Annotated in this window: 18 protein-coding genes; 4 read left to right on the top strand and 14 right to left on the bottom strand. The window is 44.9% G+C overall.

Annotated features, from left to right (window positions below):
* Positions 1-2: 2 nt before the first annotated feature.
* Positions 3-833, bottom strand: a complete 831-nt coding sequence (locus tag HPY27_RS10170) for a CpaB family protein (RefSeq protein ID WP_174224911.1) — start codon at positions 831-833, stop codon at positions 3-5.
* A 96-nt stretch (positions 834-929) separates the two neighbouring features.
* Positions 930-1385 carry a prepilin peptidase gene (locus tag HPY27_RS10165; protein WP_174224910.1) on the bottom strand — a complete coding sequence of 152 codons (456 nt, stop codon included), beginning with the start codon at positions 1383-1385 and terminating at the stop codon, positions 930-932.
* A 212-nt stretch (positions 1386-1597) separates the two neighbouring features.
* Here HPY27_RS10165 and HPY27_RS10160 point away from each other — a divergent pair, with 212 nt between their 5' ends.
* The 3 genes from HPY27_RS10160 to HPY27_RS10150 all read left to right on the top strand — a co-directional run bounded on the left by HPY27_RS10160 (position 1598) and on the right by HPY27_RS10150 (position 4622).
* Entirely contained in the window at positions 1598-1912 is a 315-nt protein-coding gene (locus tag HPY27_RS10160) for a thioredoxin family protein (RefSeq protein ID WP_174224909.1), read from the top strand.
* Between the two features lie 131 nt (positions 1913-2043).
* A complete protein-coding gene (locus HPY27_RS10155) occupies positions 2044-3195 on the top strand; it encodes a response regulator (RefSeq protein ID WP_017249679.1) in 1152 nt (383 codons plus the stop codon).
* A 32-nt stretch (positions 3196-3227) separates the two neighbouring features.
* Positions 3228-4622 carry a DUF4832 domain-containing protein gene (locus HPY27_RS10150; protein WP_174224908.1) on the top strand — a complete coding sequence of 465 codons (1395 nt, stop codon included), beginning with the start codon at positions 3228-3230 and terminating at the stop codon, positions 4620-4622.
* Between the two features lie 66 nt (positions 4623-4688).
* Here the strand turns inward: HPY27_RS10150 and HPY27_RS10145 are convergent, their stop codons facing one another.
* The 12 genes from HPY27_RS10145 to HPY27_RS10090 form a co-directional block, all read right to left on the bottom strand.
* Positions 4689-5375 carry a DUF4956 domain-containing protein gene (locus tag HPY27_RS10145; protein ID WP_017249677.1) on the bottom strand — a complete coding sequence of 229 codons (687 nt, stop codon included), beginning with the start codon at positions 5373-5375 and terminating at the stop codon, positions 4689-4691.
* Positions 5376-5397: 22 nt separating this feature from the next.
* Positions 5398-6132 (bottom strand): polyphosphate polymerase domain-containing protein, encoded by a 735-nt coding sequence (locus HPY27_RS10140; RefSeq protein ID WP_174224907.1) that lies wholly within the window; start codon positions 6130-6132, stop codon positions 5398-5400.
* The gene (locus HPY27_RS10135; RefSeq protein WP_174224906.1) at positions 6129-7853 is read right to left on the bottom strand and encodes a CotH kinase family protein; all 1725 of its coding nucleotides are present in this window, start codon (positions 7851-7853) and stop codon (positions 6129-6131) included. Before HPY27_RS10135 ends, HPY27_RS10140 begins: the two co-directional genes overlap by 4 nt.
* A 31-nt stretch (positions 7854-7884) precedes the next feature.
* Positions 7885-9285: an exopolysaccharide Pel transporter PelG gene (gene pelG, locus HPY27_RS10130; RefSeq protein WP_017249674.1), complete on the bottom strand. Its 1401-nt coding sequence runs from the start codon at positions 9283-9285 to the stop codon at positions 7885-7887.
* A gap of 5 nt (positions 9286-9290) precedes the next feature.
* Positions 9291-10697: a GT4 family glycosyltransferase PelF gene (gene pelF / locus HPY27_RS10125; protein ID WP_069847418.1), complete on the bottom strand. Its 1407-nt coding sequence runs from the start codon at positions 10695-10697 to the stop codon at positions 9291-9293.
* 3 nt (positions 10698-10700) lie between these two features.
* A complete protein-coding gene (locus HPY27_RS10120; RefSeq protein ID WP_217437942.1) occupies positions 10701-12566 on the bottom strand; it encodes a DUF2194 domain-containing protein in 1866 nt (621 codons plus the stop codon).
* Positions 12567-12604: 38 nt separating this feature from the next.
* Positions 12605-13579 carry a hypothetical protein gene (locus HPY27_RS10115; RefSeq protein ID WP_173622563.1) on the bottom strand — a complete coding sequence of 325 codons (975 nt, stop codon included), beginning with the start codon at positions 13577-13579 and terminating at the stop codon, positions 12605-12607.
* On the bottom strand, positions 13572-15776 hold the full coding sequence (locus HPY27_RS10110) for an NAD-dependent epimerase/dehydratase family protein (protein WP_174224905.1): 2205 nt from the start codon (positions 15774-15776) through the stop codon (positions 13572-13574). The genes HPY27_RS10115 and HPY27_RS10110 overlap by 8 nt, the downstream gene beginning before the upstream one ends.
* Entirely contained in the window at positions 15773-16192 is a 420-nt protein-coding gene (locus HPY27_RS10105) for a response regulator (protein ID WP_174224904.1), read from the bottom strand. The genes HPY27_RS10110 and HPY27_RS10105 overlap by 4 nt, the downstream gene beginning before the upstream one ends.
* Positions 16193-16608: 416 nt before the next feature.
* Complete coding sequence (locus tag HPY27_RS10100) at positions 16609-16980, bottom strand: response regulator (RefSeq protein ID WP_017249668.1); 372 nt, start codon at positions 16978-16980, stop codon at positions 16609-16611.
* A gap of 213 nt (positions 16981-17193) precedes the next feature.
* On the bottom strand, positions 17194-17802 hold the full coding sequence (locus tag HPY27_RS10095; protein WP_174224903.1) for a hypothetical protein: 609 nt from the start codon (positions 17800-17802) through the stop codon (positions 17194-17196).
* Between the two features lie 39 nt (positions 17803-17841).
* On the bottom strand, positions 17842-18390 hold the full coding sequence (locus tag HPY27_RS10090) for a hypothetical protein (RefSeq protein ID WP_017249666.1): 549 nt from the start codon (positions 18388-18390) through the stop codon (positions 17842-17844).
* Between the two features lie 148 nt (positions 18391-18538).
* On the opposite strand from HPY27_RS10090, the gene HPY27_RS10085 reads away from it, so the two are divergent.
* Positions 18539-18955 (top strand): hypothetical protein, encoded by a 417-nt coding sequence (locus HPY27_RS10085; protein WP_174224902.1) that lies wholly within the window; start codon positions 18539-18541, stop codon positions 18953-18955.
* Positions 18956-18989: the final 34 nt, after the last annotated feature.

Genomic DNA, 18989 nt, shown 5'->3' with positions numbered 1-18989 from the left:
ACTTACCCTCCGGTTTTCGGTGGTTGATTAGTTGGCTGCAGTGGTACCGAAGTTGGTTTCGTTGGAGGCTGGGCCGGAACTGTCGGTGGTGTTTGTACGGCTGGCTGCCCTGCTGCCGGTGGTGTGACAGGCGGTGTCGCAGGTTTCGCTTCAGCTGGTTTGCCAGGCGGTTTTGTCTGTTCCGGCTTGGGTTCCACAAACGGATCGGGTATACCCAAGTCCCCTTTGCCCACATTCGCTTTCAAAATGCGAACCATCTGAGCATAATGCTGCTGGTGAATGAATTTCGGAGCTTCCTCGAACGGCAGCTCGAGAGCTACCCCCTTGAAGCTGTTCTCCGATTTGGCCACCATGGCGACTGGCACGTCTTTCATGAACACTTCCGTCACGGGCTTCCCGTTCTCCTCATGCGAAATGATGACGTCCACCCGGTCTAGCGCCTCCAGCTCCTGGTCGAAGACGACATTGCTCGATGAAAACACCGTTACGAGCCTGTTGTTTTGGTCCCGTACAACATTGGCTGGCTTCATGATATTTTTCGTGATGATGTCTCCCTTTGACAAGGGAACGATCGTGACTTGATTTTTCAAACTAGCTTTATCGATGACGTACGAATCATCCGCGTACTTTTTGGGGATTTCCCTTACCGTCAATTGATCGGGTTGTATCAGTGCCCGAGATGGAATATCTGCATTTGCTTCGTATATTTCCACCATTTCGCCCAGTTGCGCATTCAAATCCTTGATTTTTTGCAGAAACAGAAAGCCCGCAAGTGCAGCAAGTAGGAACGATAATACAAGGAAAATGATTGCCCTACGTTTTGATTCCAACATCAGAAGATTCCCTCTCTTTTTCGAAAAATCCATTCATGTTCAAACTTTGTCGTTTTATTGGCAAGATTGCGAATCGATCAACTCATGAGAAAAGCACTAGGAGTACATGATCATGACCAGCATGAAACTGGTCCCACCCGCAACAAATGGAGCCAACGGGATCTCTCGCCCGAGCTTCATCCTGCCTGTCATTTTGGCGATGGCCCACATGGGAAGCACGCTGACTCCCGCAAGCAAATACGTAAGCATGAGCACGACCAACCCCGCTTGCCATCCAACCGCTGCGCCGACCAAAGCGAGCAGCTTAATATCTCCTCCGCCCATCTGACCGTTGCTGATCACCGCCATCAGTAATGAAATTCCTCCCAGCACAATTACTCCCATCGCATAAGTCAGCCATTTCTCTGGATGAAGGTATGCATGCAGAACGAGAAAATATGCAATTCCGGGAAGCGTCAGCCAGTCGTAAATGAGACGGCGGCGTAGGTCGGTATACATAGCGACTGCCATTACGAAAAGAATGGGAATGATGACATACCAAGATAACACCATATGTCCTCCTTCCTGCTTTTTGAGGAAAATTTCACCATTACAGACTGTGTATGAGGGAAATTTGTTGCAAAAATATCCAATTTTTTTGTGTGTTTTTTGGAAAAGCGCTTTCATTGTCTCGGAGATTACATCCGTTGTCGTTTCATGAGGCAAACATTTTTTTGTGCTATTCTAGTAAAAAATACGGCGACGAAAGGGGAGAATACCGAACCGTGCAGGAGTATCTCGAACTGACTGAACTACTTGCAGAGATTGAACGTCATCCGATTAGTCTGTTGTTTATAAAAACGGCAAACTGCGGTGTTTGCGATGTCACCTACGCAAGAACAGTAGAACGGCTGAAACAATTTCCACAAGTGAAAAGCATGGTGGTATCCATGGAAAAAATACCTACCCTTTCCGGGGAGTATCTCGTATTTACTGCTCCAGCGATCCTCTTGTTTGTGGACGGAAAAGAAGTGTTTCGGCAAGCCCGGTTTGTATCATTTGAAGAGCTGGAGCGTGTTCTGACCTCTATCACTTGCTAAAAAATTCACATTTCCTTCCACCGTAAAGATTTGGATAACCTCTCTTTTGATGATAGAGTAGAGAGTATGGATAAATCAGACTCGTAAGACAATCTGTTGCATTTTATCGTTTTTTGAAGGAGAGACAGTGGATGAGAGCCTTATTGGTAGACGACGAGCAACTACCCTTGATGCATCTGCAACGATTGCTAGAAAAAGATGTTGGCGGCGTTAAGGTAGTCGGAGCCTACACCAATCCTCTCGAAGCGATCGACCAAGCAATATCCCTTCAACCAGATGTCGTATTTTTAGATATTAATATGCCACGCATCAGTGGACTGGAGATCGGAGAACGTCTGCAAGGAATCGATAACTCTCCGGAGATCGTATTTGTCACGGGGTATGATAAGTACGCCGTTGATGCTTTTGAGCTGTGCGCGCTGGATTACATCATGAAGCCCGTACAACTTCAACGCTTGCAAAAGACAATGGATCGACTGCGTGAGAGAATCAAGTCCGCGCAAGAAGCCGAACCTGTTAAAGAAGAATCAGTCGTTTCTATCCAATGCTTCAATAGTATTTTGTTTCACCAGTCGAATCAGGAGCCGCAAGAGATCAAGTGGCGCACGAATAAAGCCCGCGAGCTGTTTGCGTATTTGTTGCATCACCGTAATAAGATGATCGACAAAGATTCGCTGATCGAGCTTTTGTGGCCGGACTATGATGGAAGCAAAGGCGTAACCCAGCTATATACGACGATTTACCTCATCCGGCAAACCTTGAAACGCTATGGTCTCCAAACGATATCGATCAACAAAGGCAATTTAGAAGGCGGCTATAAGCTGACGATCGATTCAGCTGCGATCGATGTGGAAGAATGGGAGAATCGTCTCAAACAGTTACCGCCCCTCTCTCTTGCCAATATGCAAGCGTATGAGCAAGTACTTGCGACGTATACAGGTGATTATTTCGGAGACTACGACTATTTGTGGGCAGAGTACGAGCGAGAAAGACTCCGCAGGATGTGGCTGCAGCTCGCCAAAACAATGAGCAGCTTCTATTTGGGACACGGCAGAGTCCAGGAAGCGATCAACGTCAACCAACGCATTCAGCATTTGCACCTGCTTGAAGAAGACAGCTACATGATCTTGATGCAGTTGTACGCTTCCTTGGATAATCAAGCGGCTGTAGAAGAGCAGTATCAACTCTTGACCTCTCGATGGGAGATTGAACTCGGCTCTACTGTAAACGAACATATCACCAAGTGGTATCACATATGGAAACAGGAGACAGAACAAAAGTAATGATACTCTCTCACTAGATCTAGGGGGCACTCATGAAGATCCGAAGTGGTCTATACAGCGTACTTCTCGCTGCTTTTTGCATTCTACCTTCCTCTGCCGCCGCCTCCAGTTATGGAACGGCGACTTATTCGCCAAAGCAATCTCAAGACGTACTACAAAACCCTTATATGGGACTGGCTCCCGATTCACGGACGAGTAATCATGAGCAAGAACACACCCTCGTCTATGCCAATCTAACCTGGAGGATGCTCGAGCCAACCAAAGGGGATTATGCTTTTGATGAGGTCGAAGATACGATCCGGCTAGAAGAATGGACAAAAAAAGACGTCAAGTTCATCCTCCGCATCGTTATGGATCTTCCTGATAAAAAATCGGACATGGAGATACCGGATTGGCTATACAACGAGATCGGCGGGGACAATGACCATTTTGATGATGGCGAGTGGTATCGAAACGACTATGGCAAAGGCTACAGTCCCAACTACAGTAATCCATTGATCATCAAGTACCACAAGGAATTGATTGACGCTCTGGGAGAGCGCTACAAGGACGATCCTCGCATTGCTTTCATACAGCTGGGAAGCGTCGGTCACTGGGGAGAATGGCACACCGACACGTCTATTCCTTTCCCTGCAACAGAAATCACGGATCAGTACGTACAACCGTATCTAGATAACTTCCCTGATCCCATGCTGCTGATGCGCAGACCACACCCAGTTGCCAAGGAGTACAAACTGGGGCTGTTTAACGACATGTTCGGCAATAAAGAAGATACAAACAGCTACCTGTCCTGGATACAGAAGGGCTATGTCTCCTGGCTGACCAAAGAAAAAATGCCTGCCATGCCCGACTTTTGGAAGTATGCGCCAAGCGGTGGAGAATTCTCTCCATCCGACTCATTGACTAGCTACTTTACTCGCTCCTCGATTAACCAGGTAATCTCACAAGCCAAAGCTTCGCATATTAGCTGGCTTGGCCCAAATACACCCGCACGTTTCGAAAAAGACGGCGATCAACAAGAATATTTGGACCGCTTTTTAAACACGATTGGCTACCGCTTCTCCATCACCAAAGAGACACATGCCAAAGCAGTCGAGCCCGGAGACAGCCTTGCTGTGACGATGGATTGGCAAAACCGCGGTGTTGCTCCATTTTACTTCCCTTGGATTCTCGAGCTGTCACTCGCGGATGAAGACGGTGAGATCGTAACCAAGACCAACACGGACGAAGACATCCGCAAATGGCTTCCCGGCAAGAAAACCGTCAAGCAAAGCTTGGAAATTCCAGATAATCTTCCTGAAGGAACATACACTCTCTGTGTAGCAATCCTCGATCCCCATACAGAAGAGCCGGGCATTCAATTTGCCATGGAAGGCAAACGTTCGGACGGAAGATATACGTTGGGTACGGTCCAAGTACGAAACTGATCCATCAAAAAAATCCCTTCCTGACCACCCGTATAGGAGTCAGAAAGGGATTTTTTCTTCTAATCATTATGGTGCATAATCGCCATCGTAGCTTACCAATGATACGTTCTTCACACCTTCTACCTCTGAAATATCTTGAACAAATGCCGTATTATCTCCTTTGATTTTGACTTCCACGATCAATTCCACCATCTCTTTGTGTACGGTCTTTGACTTCAAGGCGTATTTCAGTTTGTTCAACTGGTATTTAACCCCGTCATTGGCTTGATCGTGATAGTTGATAATGAGCAGATAGGCAACATCTTTCATTTGCCGCTTGGATAATACGACAATGACAGCCGCCACCACCAGTGATCCCAAGACGGAAACCGGGTACACACCCGCTCCCGTCGCAATACCGACCGAGATCGACCAAAACATGAAAACAATATCCAACGGGTCTTTGATAGCAGTACGGAACCGCACGATGCTCAACGCGCCGACCATCCCGAGAGAGAGCACGATATTGGTACTAATCGTCATGATAATCAGGCAAGTAAGCATCGCCATTGCCACCAGCGTGATGTTAAAGGTATGTGTATAGACGACACCGCGAAACGTCTTTTTGTAAATATAGTAGATGAACAAACCTAGCAATCCCGATAGCACTAGCCCTATGATGGTATCAATGATCGAGATGCTGGCGAATTGATCCATTTTTAAGACACTTTTTTTAATGATATCTTGAAAATTAATCGTATTGGTAGTATCCATAGTTTCCCGACTTCTCCTCACACTAAAGATTATAGTATTTTTTGGTCTCCTCTCTGCAAATGACATATTTGGAGATAGCCGATCGCTGATTACCCAGGTTTTGTAGCAAATGTCTAATATTGAACGGCAGGAATTGATCGTACTTCACTTCCATGATCATCATGGGCTGATGAATAGCTCTGACCATCATGATGTTTTCGTCAAAAATATCGAGTGAATTGACGTTTGCCTTCAAATACTTGTCAAACGTAATTCTGACATTCCCTTCTCTCACCAAATACGCCTCTCGAACATAATCCGTAATGACGCGAGGCCGAAACAGATGATTTTTGCACGATAAATAAAAATCTCGAAGCACAGCACTTTCTGTCTCTCGCAGAAACTCAACATCGCCTGCCAAAATCAGTTCATACTCATCTCGTGTGATCGACGCTGATTCTTTGCAAATGTATCCACCGAACTTGCTCTTTCGCTCCATTTTGATGACTGCATCACTTTTGTTGTAGATGCGAATGCGATACTTTTTTCTTTGAAAAACCCCGTAGTTTTTTTCATAGAGAGCCGTGTCGTGAAAGTCGTCAAAGTACAGGCTACGAATATGATACCCTTCCTCACTTACAGAATAAGGGTCAGGAGTCGCGATCAGACGCAATCTCTGCCGCAGCGGCTCGTAATTACTCAGCCGAAGATAATACTTCAACTCATGCCGCAATCGCTTGTTGCCGAGCTGGATGCCCGTGCTCTGTATTCCTTTCATTTCAATACGAACTCCTTCACCCCATGATAAAGCGCATCCTCGGACTCTACCCTGTCAAATGCCGTCTGTGTGTTCCCTTTGCTGTCCCGAACAATCACACGCCAGAAAAAGCGGCCTTTACCCGGATCGTTTATCGTGTATTGGACTCCTGTCAGCCCCTTGGCCTGCGCGTGTATCTTCGTAAACGCAGGATCGTAACTGACGGTAAAGTCGTAGGTCAGATCGTCACCTTGCAGGTCATAGGAATGGTCCCAGGCAAAAATGAGCTTATCTCCTTCTTTTCTTGGCTCCCCCATAAAAAAGGGCATCGGATTCTCTTGGCGTTCATAGTACCTCTTTTTGTTACGCTCCGGTTCACCAGATAGAAGTGCTTGCTCATTGTGAAAATAGGAGACATCCAACGGTAAGTTATATAAATCAGGTTGTTGCAGCACATATTTACTCACAATCGGATAATAGCTCTTCAAGTATTTTTCCGTTTGCTCCTTCGTAATGATCTTGCTGATTTCCTCAACCTTTTCGTTAAGCGTTTTGATGTTTTCGGGATCTTTAAAGATGCGGCGATGCAAATTCGACACCCAGTAGTCGGAAATGCCAAACTGCCATTGTCCAAGCCCTTTTTCCGGGCTTCGCTTGAGCTCTTCTTCAAAAAATCCCCACGATGCGTCATAGTCCCACGGTAGGAAATACCACTTGTTGGAGTTGCTAGGGCTGTACAAGTAAAAATTATGAACAGCCGTGTCGTGATTCCCCATCAACAGGTTGGATGCCAGCCATGTATAGTAGTTCTCCCGATCAAAATGCCTGTCCAAAAAGTCTTGCGTATTGATCGCAGGATTGTGAAGATCGTCCAGCATCGAAATGAGCTTTTCATGGTTCTCACTGCCTTTGATCTCCAAAATTTTCTCAAAGGCTTTCTTATCGTAGGTAGGGTCTGTTGCCAGCTTGAGTTGTTCCTCGTAACGGTGGAACTCGAAATCAATTGCCTTGTACAAATTTCCGTTTCGGTCCAATCCGTGCGCCTGCAAAAATGTTTTGTTTGGCTGTTCAATTTGAGTGAACAAACCGTAATCAACAAAGTCTCGGTCCGGATTTTTTTTGGTCAAATCCTTGATTTTTACCTGAACGAACTGCGTCCGCAAACTGGTCATATTTGGCATTTTCTCGAAATAATCAAAGCTAAGCTTTTGTCGAACACGCGTCATGTCAGACTTGTGCTTACTTAAGTTGATGTTGCGCTGATCCCGCCAGTATCCGGCGCTGTCGAACAAACGGATTTTGTACGATTTTTGTTCCGCTCTTCTGCTCGATTCCCCCCGCAGCTCAACCGTTCCGTTCGCTCTCGACTCGCCAAAACCAAAGTACCCCTGGGTTGGCCCCTCCGCCGTCCCTTCCTGCATAATGACTTTGGCCTGGAGATCTTCTCCCTTTTCATTCCGTCCACTAGGAGCTAGATTGAGTTCCGTAAAGGTGGTCGTTTTCAGTTTCGAATTTTCTTCGTTGACTACCGTCACATATAAATGGACAATGCTCCCATCAACATCCTGATCGTATACGCTTCTATTTTCAATCAGATCCTCGTTCATCTGCTGAGTTGACGCCATCTGATTCGTTGCTGGCGAGTTGTCTGACACTGGCTGTTCAGGCGCATCTTGTGTACAACCAGTCGATACAACTCCTAATGCAACGAGCAGGCTCAGTACGAATCGTTTTTTCTTCAACCTATGTCCTCCCCAATCTATACATCCCCGTCTATTCCATTCGTTTTCCTTTGACAAAGAGCGGCTGTAGGCAGTAGGTGTAATAATCGATATTTTTCAAGTAATAGATCAGCCTGCCGAGACCGGCTACCAGTGCAAGAAACGAAGCAATAAAAAATGAAAAACCGTAGTTATGAAGGGGCAACATCGCTATAGTGATGACAACGGTACTGACGAGAAATAAGGTTGTCACCGCAAACGCTCCCTTCCGATCGTCAAAATAGAGCAACATCAGCACGATCACAAACATAACAGCGTACAAATATCCCGCGATGACCAAGATGTTGTACCGCTCCATTTGATCGGACGTAAAACCGATGTGCGGAAGTAGCGTAATGCCTAGAGCCAGTGCAACGAAGGAAAAGAACAGCTGCACCTCCATCATGAAGCTAAGCTCCTGCATCAACGTTTGAATCATGTCCGTTTTCGCCCGCTTGATATCCTGCACCGAGCCTGTACCCAATATCGTTCCGTAATACGCTCGATACTTCTCGTAAAAAGCAGTCTCCACAGATACCACAAACATGACCATGGTAGGCAATATGCTCAAGGAAGCGTAGAACGCTGGCACGTCGTAAAAAGGCGCAATCACGTAAGTATCCGCCACGATCTCCTGCAGCGGACTCCCCAGCCAGTAAATAAAATGGTGCACATAAAAACCGAGAGAACAAAAGAGACCCACACCAAGCAGACTTGGGTACTTTTTCACGTACTTCAGGAAATCAAAATAATTCCTCTCCCGCTTTGGGAAAAAACTCTCCAGATGAAGCATAGATAGGACGATCATCGTAAAAAAGCCGAGATCCAAAGAAATCAGCATCGCGATTCCTTTTTCCAGCTCAGTCAGATTCAACAACAGAAACGCAGCCAGAAGCGTAACGGCAACAGCAGCCAAATACCCACGAATGATGCGCATATAATCCTTTAATGCGGACAAGTAGGCAGATTGCAGCCATACAACGATCAGTTCCACAAAAAGAAGGTAGGCTACGAGCTTAAAGCCAGACGGTAGAGGCGCGAGCCAGTAAAAGGCACCTCCGAGAATTCCCCCCAAACCTAGACAAACAGCGATAACTCCATACAAAGACGCAATGATGTCGTTATACTCACGCAAGTAAATTTTGTCTGCGATATAGCGAGAAATGACCATGGAAAAGCCGCAGGTAATTAACAGAGAAAACACGAATGCATAAACGACAGCTGCTAAAAAAGACATCCTTTCCAAATAGCTGACATTCCATTGAAGAAGAATTTGCTGTAGCACCGTAATCATTACCATACAAATCAGCATCGGTCCGACTGTGACCAACGAAGAAAATGCATACGCCTTCACACTGGACAAATACCCTTTATTCCGAAACATTTTCTTCAGTTCAAAGCCAATGCCCGCCATGTTTCTTACACCTCGTATTTCCGATACATATTGCGATATCCCGCCAAGAAATTCTCATGTGTGTAAATAGCTGATACTCTCTGGAAGCCACATCTGCCCATTCGCCGTCTCATGGGCTCGTTTTGGCATAACGTAATGATCGCTTGAGCAACTTGAGTAAAATGCATGACGGGTACCGTTATCCCTGCGTTGCCATAGTTGTCACCATTGCCGTACAACAATTCCCGACAGCTTCCCACGTCCGTTGTGACGAAGGGCTTTCTGCATGCCATTCCTTCCAAAATAACGAGCGGTTGTCCTTCACTGATGCTGGTCAAAACAAGCATGTCCATTTTTCCGAGATACTCTTTCACATTGACCGCACCCGTAAACGTAACATCCTCCAGCTGCAGGCTTTCAACCAATTGCAGGCATTCTGTGTAGTACTCCTCGTCTTCATCCGTCGGACCCATGATGACAAAGCGTGCGTGTGGCACTTGTTCTTTGACGAGCCCGAAGCTGTGCAGCATTGTTTTAATATCCTTGATGGGTACCACGCGGACGACAGCGCCAATCGTTATTGCATCGTTCTTTTTTTCCTCCACGATGTCTACATAATCGCTCACTTTTACACCGTTTGGGATCACTGATACTTTGGAAGGATCACAGCCTAGCTCAATCTGAATTTCCTTGTTTCGCTCAAACAACGTGATTACCTCATCCGCGTAAGAGTAGGCACATGCAGAAAGGTTATGAAAATAATCGATCCAAATATCTTTAAAGTGACCCTTAATCCAGTTTGCCTTGATAATTTCTTCTTCCCGCTCGCGGGTGTAGATTCCGTGCTCCGTCAGCAAAAACGGCTTTTCATGCAGATACTTCCCGAGACTCCCTGCTACACCGCCATATCCCGTACAAACACTGTGATACAAATCCGCTTGCGGCATGCCGTTTTGAATGACCAGACATAGTGGCAACACCATCGAGCGAATCATCCAGATCATTTCGGTAAAGGGAATTTGCGGGTATTTTTGCTCGCAAAGCCGCTGGATTACCTCGAAAAAGTCCTTGCTTGTAAGCAACTCGGCTACGGATGGCACCTTACTCCCCGACAACACGGAAAAAAGAGCATGCCAGTCGCCCTTACTGCCATCAAGCAACGAAAGCACCGCTTGCTGTTCATCCTCAGTTAGCCCCAGACGCTTGCCCAGTGCAGCATCTTCTTTGAGATAGGCATCCAGAAATACCTCTTTGATTTCCACCACATTCGCGGGGAGCTGGTAGACGTATTTCCCCCTATTTTTCTCTTCTGCACCAATCGCATAAATGATAAACTCATGCTCTGGCATGCTAGCGATTAAGGAATGAATCCAACTAGAGACACCCCCTGTAATAAAAGGGTAAGATCCTTCGGCAATCAGACAAATTTTCATCGCTTACTCTTCCAGTCCTATTTCAAATTTTGCACCCGTTGCATGTACGAGATAGGCGCCTTCCTCTATTTTTTCTACCGTGCAATTTACTACGCTCGTCATTTTTTTATTTGTCCGCAAGATGTAATACATTTCGTCGGAGAAGTTGTTCATGTATCCTGTCATTTTTTTATCCGTATGCGCTATATACACATCCGTCTGCAAATAGCTCTCAAGGCTTGCTGCAGCTTCGGAAGCAGTCTGGCTGCGTAGCCATGGATAGTGCTGGTAAAGCTCTTCCATCATACGTTGAAAGTCTTTTACCAATTCCGGCCACGACTTGTTATTGCTTCGTTCCTTGTCCAACACATCGTCTGGATGAACAAAATGGGAAAAGACACCGATGGATGTGATCGCATTCGCTATGTACCAATCATGAATGTCTGTGCGACTGTATCCCGAGGTAATACGAGGCAGCTCTACGATGCCATCTTCGGCCACGGAAAACTCCTGGATGTATTCGTGCGTGCTGTCTGATTCCGCATATAAGGAGGCAATGACTCTCAGATCAGGGAAGGACGTTTTCAGCGCTCGACGCCCTTCGGCTCCCAACACGTTGGAAGGCGGGACATACACCTGTACGTCATATGACGAGAAGACCTTCTTGATATAATCGTTCAGGTACGAAAGTGACTCGGCCATACTTGCTTCATCAGGCCAAGCCTTATACTCGTAATGGCTCGCTGTCGCTTGATCAGTAACCAGCGATTGATGATTATATCCGTGGATGCCCAATTCGCCACCCAATTTCACCAAATCCCTGCCGTACGTAATCAGATTGTTCGAATCTGTTCCTTCCTCATCGGCGAAGGGGGCGGTAACACGGTTATTGTAGGTTTTGATAATCGCTCCCGTGTAGGTCACATCGTAATCAGCAGCAAGCTTGATCATGTCGGGCCACCACACATCCCGAAAGAAGCTGGGAATATCTTTGCGGTACTCGCGGTAAATACTCGGCTCGATTCCCTGGCGAAAGGGAGCAGGAAAGTCGTCAATATACGTGATTTTCATATTGAAAATGGGGTACATGAAATCTTGATTCAGTAAACTGATGCCACCAGCAATCAGTCCTCTGTTCATGGCAGATTGCATATTTGTCCCGTTATAGACTAGGAACTTTCCCTGTCCATGCAGAGCCTCCCATAGCAGTGGCATATTGTCGGCAGAAACAGCATGTACCTTCGCTTGCCTATCCAGCTCTACGGGAATCGAGGAATTAACAATGGACTCTCCCCCGATTTTTGCATTTTCTCCTTGGATCAAGAGATTGGATCTCATCTGAATGCCTTTTGTCACGATGGGGAGATCGATGGAATTGATCCCTAGCTTTCGGTAAATGCGATATAAACTGTCATTGTATTCAGGCGTACGAGAAAGGAACACATTTCCCCCATTGTGCGCATATTGCATCATCGCATCCAGATCGGCTAGCAAGCCCAGATTTTCTACAGTGACAATGACCGTCATGTATTGGGGATCGGGCTTCGAAAATTGCTTAATGTCTGCGAGATCGTACTCCTTTTTCATGTACCGTAGCACTTGCTCTACATTCCTCGCGATTGCCATGCTGCTCTCATCCTTGGAATCATGCAGAATGAGGAACCGCTCCCTTGCAAGCTTGGCGATTTCCTCCTGGCTGATTGCGTTTTGCTTCGGCTCGTCAGTCTGCACTCCCGAGCCTCCCGATTTATTACTGCTCACCTGGAGGATGAACTGTGATCGGGTAGCTTCTATGGTGATCCCCAGAATCGCCACAAAGATCAGAATGAGGTAGATGTTTTTTTTCACAGGAATGTCGTTGGACCTCGACTGGCTCCATTCTCGATCCATTTCCCTGTCTCTTTTCTTTCTCCTGTTCCTTGTCATTCTCATTTTGTATCGCTCATCTCTTTCGAATTCGTACCTGTTTCCTGTGCAGCAGCGACTTCCTTCCAAGCACTGTCTTGCTCATCAGCTTCTAGGGTGTTCCAGTAGCGAATCATCATCAGCGTAGCGTGAGAGATTTTAACCGCCGAGCCTTTTAATCGATTCATTTCTGCCGCAAACCCTGCATGGTCTCTGATCGTAAAAAATCGCTTTAGCGACATGACATATGGCTGTTCGCTTTCTGGATGATACTCATGAAACAATTGACAGTACTGTGCGGCTTTTTCATAGGACTGGTTCACTAGCTCACAATTGATCTTGTCCATAAAATAGCTTTCTTCTTCCTGATAGATGTCCAATAAAGACTCCAGTACAAAGGAATACGTATAGCTGTATTTCACATAGGTTCGTTGATCAATAAGTGGACTGTCCAAGTACTTCTTCAATACGTCTGCGTAGGCGCGCAAAACCTCAAGATTCTGCTTGTTTTCCTCGTATTTCACCGATAAATCCTGCAGCTGAAGCTGAAGGTTGCGTCGCATTTCCGTTAAAGCGGCTGCTGCGTAGTGAACCGTTTCCGAATCTTCGTTTTGCAGGGCTGTCTCCAATGTACCGATCTGCCAAATGGTCTGCTCTTTCAGGACATCGATCAGCATCTTTCGCCGCGTGCTGGTGTCATTCAAAAACAGAATGTCCTCAACTGGAACGATGTTCATTTCCTTTTCCATGTCCGTTCTTCGAAAAATATTTGATCCCTCCGAGAGCTTCAGCAAATCGCTCTCCAGCATTAACTCATTCACATTCTTTTTCGATGTGCGCTTGTACACATCGGTAATTGCTAATAATAAAAGACCGAAAATGGGAAGAAAGCCAGCGACTAGCATTCGCACGATCAGCATTTGCTTATTACGGCCGTGGCTTTGCATCAAACTGTAACAAACAGTCACCAATACATGGAGGAAGACAAACTTAAGCATAGGCGCCATCCCTCAGGGAGAAGCGATCCTGGTCTTTTTCCTGTACAATTCTCGCTGCCATGCCGAGTCTACCAAGCCGATCAATCACGATATTGGCTTCTTGCTCGTTTGAATTGGAGAGAATGATATAGATGTCTCCTGCTTCGTCCATTCCCATATAATCCGCTTCACGCAGAGAGCTGGCGATAAAGGAAGAGAGCGTATGATGGTCCATTTGCGCAGCGTCCACTGCCAAGAGTGTAAAGTCAGTGTTCAACTGTTGCTTGGCGTCCCTTTTGTTCTTCAACATAGCCGAAAAATAGGCTGGAATCAGGATGGAGGTGTCTTCTAGATAGCGATCCTTTTGTGTGGAGTTTAAGAAACGAAGTGAACGCGACAACGCGGAAGAGATCAATTGAACGGCGACCTGGAAAAGGTTTTGGGTGTACATCGTAAAATTTTCGAATCCAAGTTGTTGCAGCGTTATGACCGCCACCATTTTGCCATTGTCAAAAATGGGAGCTGCCATAAGAGGCATGTCGTGACGCAGCTCTTTATTCACGATGATCTTCTTCATTATCATTAGTTCAGTAAGATAAGCATGCTCACTCATTTTCAACGAGCGTGGCAGATCAAAGCCCGCTTTATTTGATTTAGCCATCAATCGCAAGAAGGAGCCATTTTGATTCATCGTATAAATTGCGATCTCATCGGACTTCATGATTCTTTCCAGCACCTTGACCGATTTCTGCAATACGCGTTCCGGCTCGAGGCTATCCAGCTCCTTGGTGATGTTGTAGATTTTTCCGAAGCTGTCTTCCGAATTCACGATCTGCTGCTGCAATTCTTGCTTGACCATCAGGACATCGTTGTAAATGTCTTTTAAAAAGTCATACTTGTCTTCCAGCGCTTGCTTTTGCAGTTCCTTAGACAATATGTCCCTGTTTCGTTTATCGATCGAATACCCCACAGCAATCCCGATAATAAAATAGACAGCGATATGAAACAGAGCATTGGCGTCATACAAGAGCGATACGACATCGCGCCCGTTATGCAGGCTTTCTCCGATAAAAAGTCCACAGGCCAGGATGACAGACAAGAGCGATTGCTTCGTTCCGTAAATCGCGCCTATCAACACGATGTAAATCAGCTTGAGATCAAAAACACCACTGTTAACCGTTCCAACTGTAGCGAAAACCACCACAAGAAAAGCGAGAATGTTCTCAATGTACGGCCTTGCATCCCATGAACGGAGCCAATTGATCGTTTTCTTCGCTTCGCTCTCCTGCTCTTGTTCTTTCTCTGCGAGGGTCTCTTGATACCACTGCGCCGTTTTTTCCAGCCCCTCCAGCAATGAATACATCGGGATCCAATCTAGTCTTCTCTTTACCCGCGTATTGTCCAAAACCGACTTATCTACATCTCCTGGGCGTTTTTCCCTTCGCACTATTCCCTGGAGCTGCTGGTTCGCCCCGAGAATGTCAATAAGCTCATTAATGCTGCTTTCCTGATTGGTAGACAAATTCATCACCCCGGTATCATCCGTGGTAACGGAACGGAAAATGGCGTCAGCTACATCCTCTACATAAATAAAATCTCTCGTTTGACTGCCGTCCCCGTGCAAAACGATTTCTTTTCCATGATTGATCTGGGTTAAAAAAGTAGAGATGACGCCGCCTTCCCCGACTGCGCTTTGTCTCGGGCCATACACATTCGCCAAGCGAAAGACAACCGTTCGCAAGCCATACATTTCCGCCCATTTGCGGCAATACATTTCGCCGATGTGCTTGTTTATTCCATAAACAGATACCGGATCACACACTGAATCTTCGTGTAAAGGAGTATTTTCATTCATGCCGTAAACAGCGGCTGATGACGCAAAAATAAATTTGGACACGCCATATTTACTCGATAGCCTCAGCATATTCATGAGTCCAAGAATATTCGTATTCGAATCCAGCAGGGGGTCTTCCATGGATGCAGCAACACTTACTTGGGCCGCTAAATGTACGACGACATCGAACTTGTTGCTTTTAAATACTTCATCGCATTTTTTATCCGCTACATCCAGCTCGTATGCCTTATGCGGAAATGTGACGTTCCTCTGATTGCCTGAACTGAGATTGTCGAGGATAAATACTTTATAGCCTTCCTTATTAAATCTCTCTGCGACAAAAGAACCGATGAACCCATAACCACCTGTGATCAAAACTTTCATACTAACACCTCAGCTATTCGTTTCCCCTGTCTATCTCCCTGACGAACATTTAACCCTGTTCCCAGCACTTTTTGGACAGCCCATTCGATTCGCTCCAGTTGCAGTGGCTTCGCTATAAAATCCCGCGCACCTGCCTGAATCGCATTGATGACGGTATCGTGCCTAGACACCGCTGAGCAAATAATGATCTTGGCATCCTTGTCCAACTCCATGATTTTGCGTGAAGCAGTCAAACCATTCATGCCGGGCATGGTGATATCCATCGTGACGAGTGATGGTTTATACAAGCAGTAATTTCTAACAGCCTCCTCTCCTGAATCAGCTTCCGCTATGACATGTAGTCCTAACGACTCAAATATGTTGCGCAGTACATGTCTCGTAAACGCTGTATCATCAACAATCAGAATGCTATTCATCCAAACCGCTATCTCCCATCCTATCCATCTATATCTTTTGGATCATTTTATTATAGTAATATATTCCTGATTTCACTACCAACCAAAGTTACTGTCTTGCAAATTTCATTTCCGATAGGCACAAAGACCCCCAGACATGTAGCTTTTCCTATTCTACTAGGATCATCTCAACAATTTCTGAACAAAAGTCAAAAAGACCATCAGATGTCTCCGCTCCCCTGCCATATAAAAAGAAGAACAGGGACAGATACCTATACGGCAGCTTTTCCCTGTTCTTCTTCATGTTTTTACACTATTTTTTTCGCCGAACCTTCTCTTTCTCTTTTTTCAACAAACGAATTTTTCTACGAGTCTTCCCAGTTTCCATGTACCCTAGCGAAAGCTCCGCCTTCACGCAACACCACAGCTATTCGGTTTCACCTAGTATCTGTTTCCAACAAATTTTGAACAGCCCATTCAATCCTCTCGAACTGTAAGGGCTTTGCGATAAAATCTCGTGCACCTGCCTGGATCGCTTTGATGACAGTGTCGCGTCGTGCAACTGCGGAGCAAATAATGATCTTCGCATCCTTATCCAGCTCCATGATTTTTCGGGAAGCAGCCAAACCGTTCATGCCCGGCATGGTAATATCCATCATGACGAGTGACGGTCGATACAAACAATAGTTTCTAACAGCTTCCTCCCCTGAATCAGCTTCTGCAACTACCTCAACACCTAATTGCTCAAACATGTGACGGAGCATGAGTCTCGTAAACGCTGTATCATCAACAATTAAAATGCTATTCATCCAAAATGATTTCTCCTATCTTTTATACCGCGACTTTCAAACCATCATAAAGGGTTTCCTATACGCAAAAATGACATAATCGGACCATTTTCTACATTCTACTAGGAACATCTAAACAGTTTCTGAACAAGAGAGCATCGTCAGAGAAATAAAAAAGCCGAAGCATCTGCTTCGGCTCTACTCACTTTTCTATTCGGTTCTCTTTTCCCGAAATTATTCAATGAACTCACTATATTTTTCTAGAACATCTTCTTTTAACGCAATCCCTGAATTTTTGCTCAGTGATTTTTCACTTTTTGCTGATTTTGAATCTAAATTAAATTTTCCTAAATCATTGTTAATTACACTGTATTGTCCATGTCCATTATCATTCAAGAAAATAATGTACTTCTCACCTTGTTCCATTTCTTTATATTCATCAATCGTGATTTTTTTCGTTCCATCTAACTCGATCATACCAACAGGTTCTATTATGGAAAGTGTTTCAGATTCTTCTAAATCAAAGTCATTCGGAGATTTAATCATTTTATCTATCTCAATCTCTGTTAACGTATAAAAGTCTTGCAAACTACCATCTTCATAATAACTGGTCTTATGTTCTCGATCTGAAAAGTCAGAGGTTGGAGTCCCTATCAGAATTAAATCTGCTTCATCCAACTCCTCGGCACTTTCATATGTCATATAAAGTGCTTCTAAAGAGATTGTTTCCATTGGCTCATTCTTTTTGGAAAAGGTGCTGAAAGCTGCGCACACAAAAACGATGGCAGTCAACATGATTCCAATTGCTATTTTCATATACAATCGATTCATTTTCAGATTCATCCAAAAACCTCTCCTTTGACTTTATATTATTTCTCTTTTCTATTGTCCCCATTTATTCTTTAATTCTGTCTTATCATAGGAGCTCGGTCCTCTACTTTGTATCCCTTGTTTCATAACAGAAGTTACGTTGCCAACAGGATGTGCCAATTTCAGACTGTGTCCAATTTCGTGTGTAGCATTCGAAATTCTTTCAGCTTCGCTCATATTAAACGCGTCCATATTGTTGTGAAATATATGAACTTTGGTAGAGCTCCAATTACTATTAATAGTTGCCATCCGAGTACCATTATACGGGTCCATCCTTCCTAACAACCCTTGAACACTCGTTTCTCCTACATAGTATTTATCTGAATTCTCATGCGTACGTGAAACAAAGCTAACCTTTGATGAAATGCCTTCCCAATTACGAATGGCTTGGTTATAAACATTCTCGTAGTCATAGGAGTAGTTGTATACGGAGGAATCAAACTCATATACCGTAGTCCCTCCCCATGTTTTTCCTCCCTGCCAGTAATCAGCAAGTGCAGACTGAATAGGAACAATCAATAAGAGCGTTGCAATACCTAAGCTAGTAAATTTTCTCTTCATGACTCACACCTCTTTTTCCTTTTTTTGGAATTTATACCAATTGTATGAATGTTTCTGCAAGTTGTAAATACTATATTTTCGGAGAAGATAGTTATTTACACCCAAAATCAAATCATCGGCCGAATTGGATAGAATCGGAGGTAAAATTATGGTACAAATGAAAATTCTACTACTCCTTGCACTGCTCTTCCTCTCAGGGTGCAATGAAAAACCGGTCGAAAACATCACCTTGCAAGCCGTTGTTCAAGCATTTGATTCGAACACACTGCCTTTGACGAAATCCGAAAACGCAGATTACTTTGTCCTGAACGGTCAATCCCCTGAAAAATATGCAGTGAACGGAAATCCCCTGTACATTTATGTGTTTGCATCAGAAGAAGATGCCAAAAAGGGATTGGAAGATTTCTTTAACCAAACGGAAAATTTGAACATGGTTATACCACAAATATTTGCGGCAAAAAACGTTTTGATATTTTATCTTAGCTCCGAGCCGAGAACAGATCCATTTTCAGAAAGGGACGAAAAAATCTTGTCTATCGTCAATTCCATCTCGGTTAAAGAATAGCGGTTCGTGGGTCTTCTCGTTCCAACGTAAAAAG

The sequence above is a fragment of the Brevibacillus sp. HB1.1 genome, assembly GCF_013332445.1.
GTDB classification, from domain to species: domain Bacteria; phylum Bacillota; class Bacilli; order Brevibacillales; family Brevibacillaceae; genus Brevibacillus; species Brevibacillus porteri.
Note: the sequence above shows the minus strand (reverse complement) of the source record. Positions and strands in the feature narration are given on the sequence as shown.

Bases quoted from the DNA above. Each gene is read 5' to 3' on its own strand.
- HPY27_RS10170 (WP_174224911.1), bottom strand. From the start codon at position 833: ATGTTGGAATCAAAACGTAGGGCAATCATTTTCCTTGTATTATCGTTC.
- HPY27_RS10165 (WP_174224910.1), bottom strand. From the start codon at position 1,385: ATGGTGTTATCTTGGTATGTCATCATTCCCATTCTTTTCGTAATGGCA.
- HPY27_RS10155 (WP_017249679.1), top strand. From the start codon at position 2,044: ATGAGAGCCTTATTGGTAGACGACGAGCAACTACCCTTGATGCATCTG.
- HPY27_RS10150 (WP_174224908.1), top strand. From the start codon at position 3,228: ATGAAGATCCGAAGTGGTCTATACAGCGTACTTCTCGCTGCTTTTTGC.
- HPY27_RS10145 (WP_017249677.1), bottom strand. From the start codon at position 5,375: ATGGATACTACCAATACGATTAATTTTCAAGATATCATTAAAAAAAGT.
- HPY27_RS10140 (WP_174224907.1), bottom strand. From the start codon at position 6,132: ATGAAAGGAATACAGAGCACGGGCATCCAGCTCGGCAACAAGCGATTG.
- pelG (WP_017249674.1), bottom strand. From the start codon at position 9,285: ATGGCGGGCATTGGCTTTGAACTGAAGAAAATGTTTCGGAATAAAGGG.
- pelF (WP_069847418.1), bottom strand. From the start codon at position 10,697: ATGAAAATTTGTCTGATTGCCGAAGGATCTTACCCTTTTATTACAGGG.
- HPY27_RS10120 (WP_217437942.1), bottom strand. From the start codon at position 12,566: ATGGATCGAGAATGGAGCCAGTCGAGGTCCAACGACATTCCTGTGAAA.
- HPY27_RS10115 (WP_173622563.1), bottom strand. From the start codon at position 13,579: ATGCTTAAGTTTGTCTTCCTCCATGTATTGGTGACTGTTTGTTACAGT.
- HPY27_RS10110 (WP_174224905.1), bottom strand. From the start codon at position 15,776: ATGAAAGTTTTGATCACAGGTGGTTATGGGTTCATCGGTTCTTTTGTC.
- HPY27_RS10105 (WP_174224904.1), bottom strand. From the start codon at position 16,192: ATGAATAGCATTCTGATTGTTGATGATACAGCGTTTACGAGACATGTA.
- HPY27_RS10100 (WP_017249668.1), bottom strand. From the start codon at position 16,980: ATGAATAGCATTTTAATTGTTGATGATACAGCGTTTACGAGACTCATG.
- HPY27_RS10095 (WP_174224903.1), bottom strand. From the start codon at position 17,802: ATGAATCTGAAAATGAATCGATTGTATATGAAAATAGCAATTGGAATC.
- HPY27_RS10090 (WP_017249666.1), bottom strand. From the start codon at position 18,390: ATGAAGAGAAAATTTACTAGCTTAGGTATTGCAACGCTCTTATTGATT.
- HPY27_RS10085 (WP_174224902.1), top strand. From the start codon at position 18,539: ATGGTACAAATGAAAATTCTACTACTCCTTGCACTGCTCTTCCTCTCA.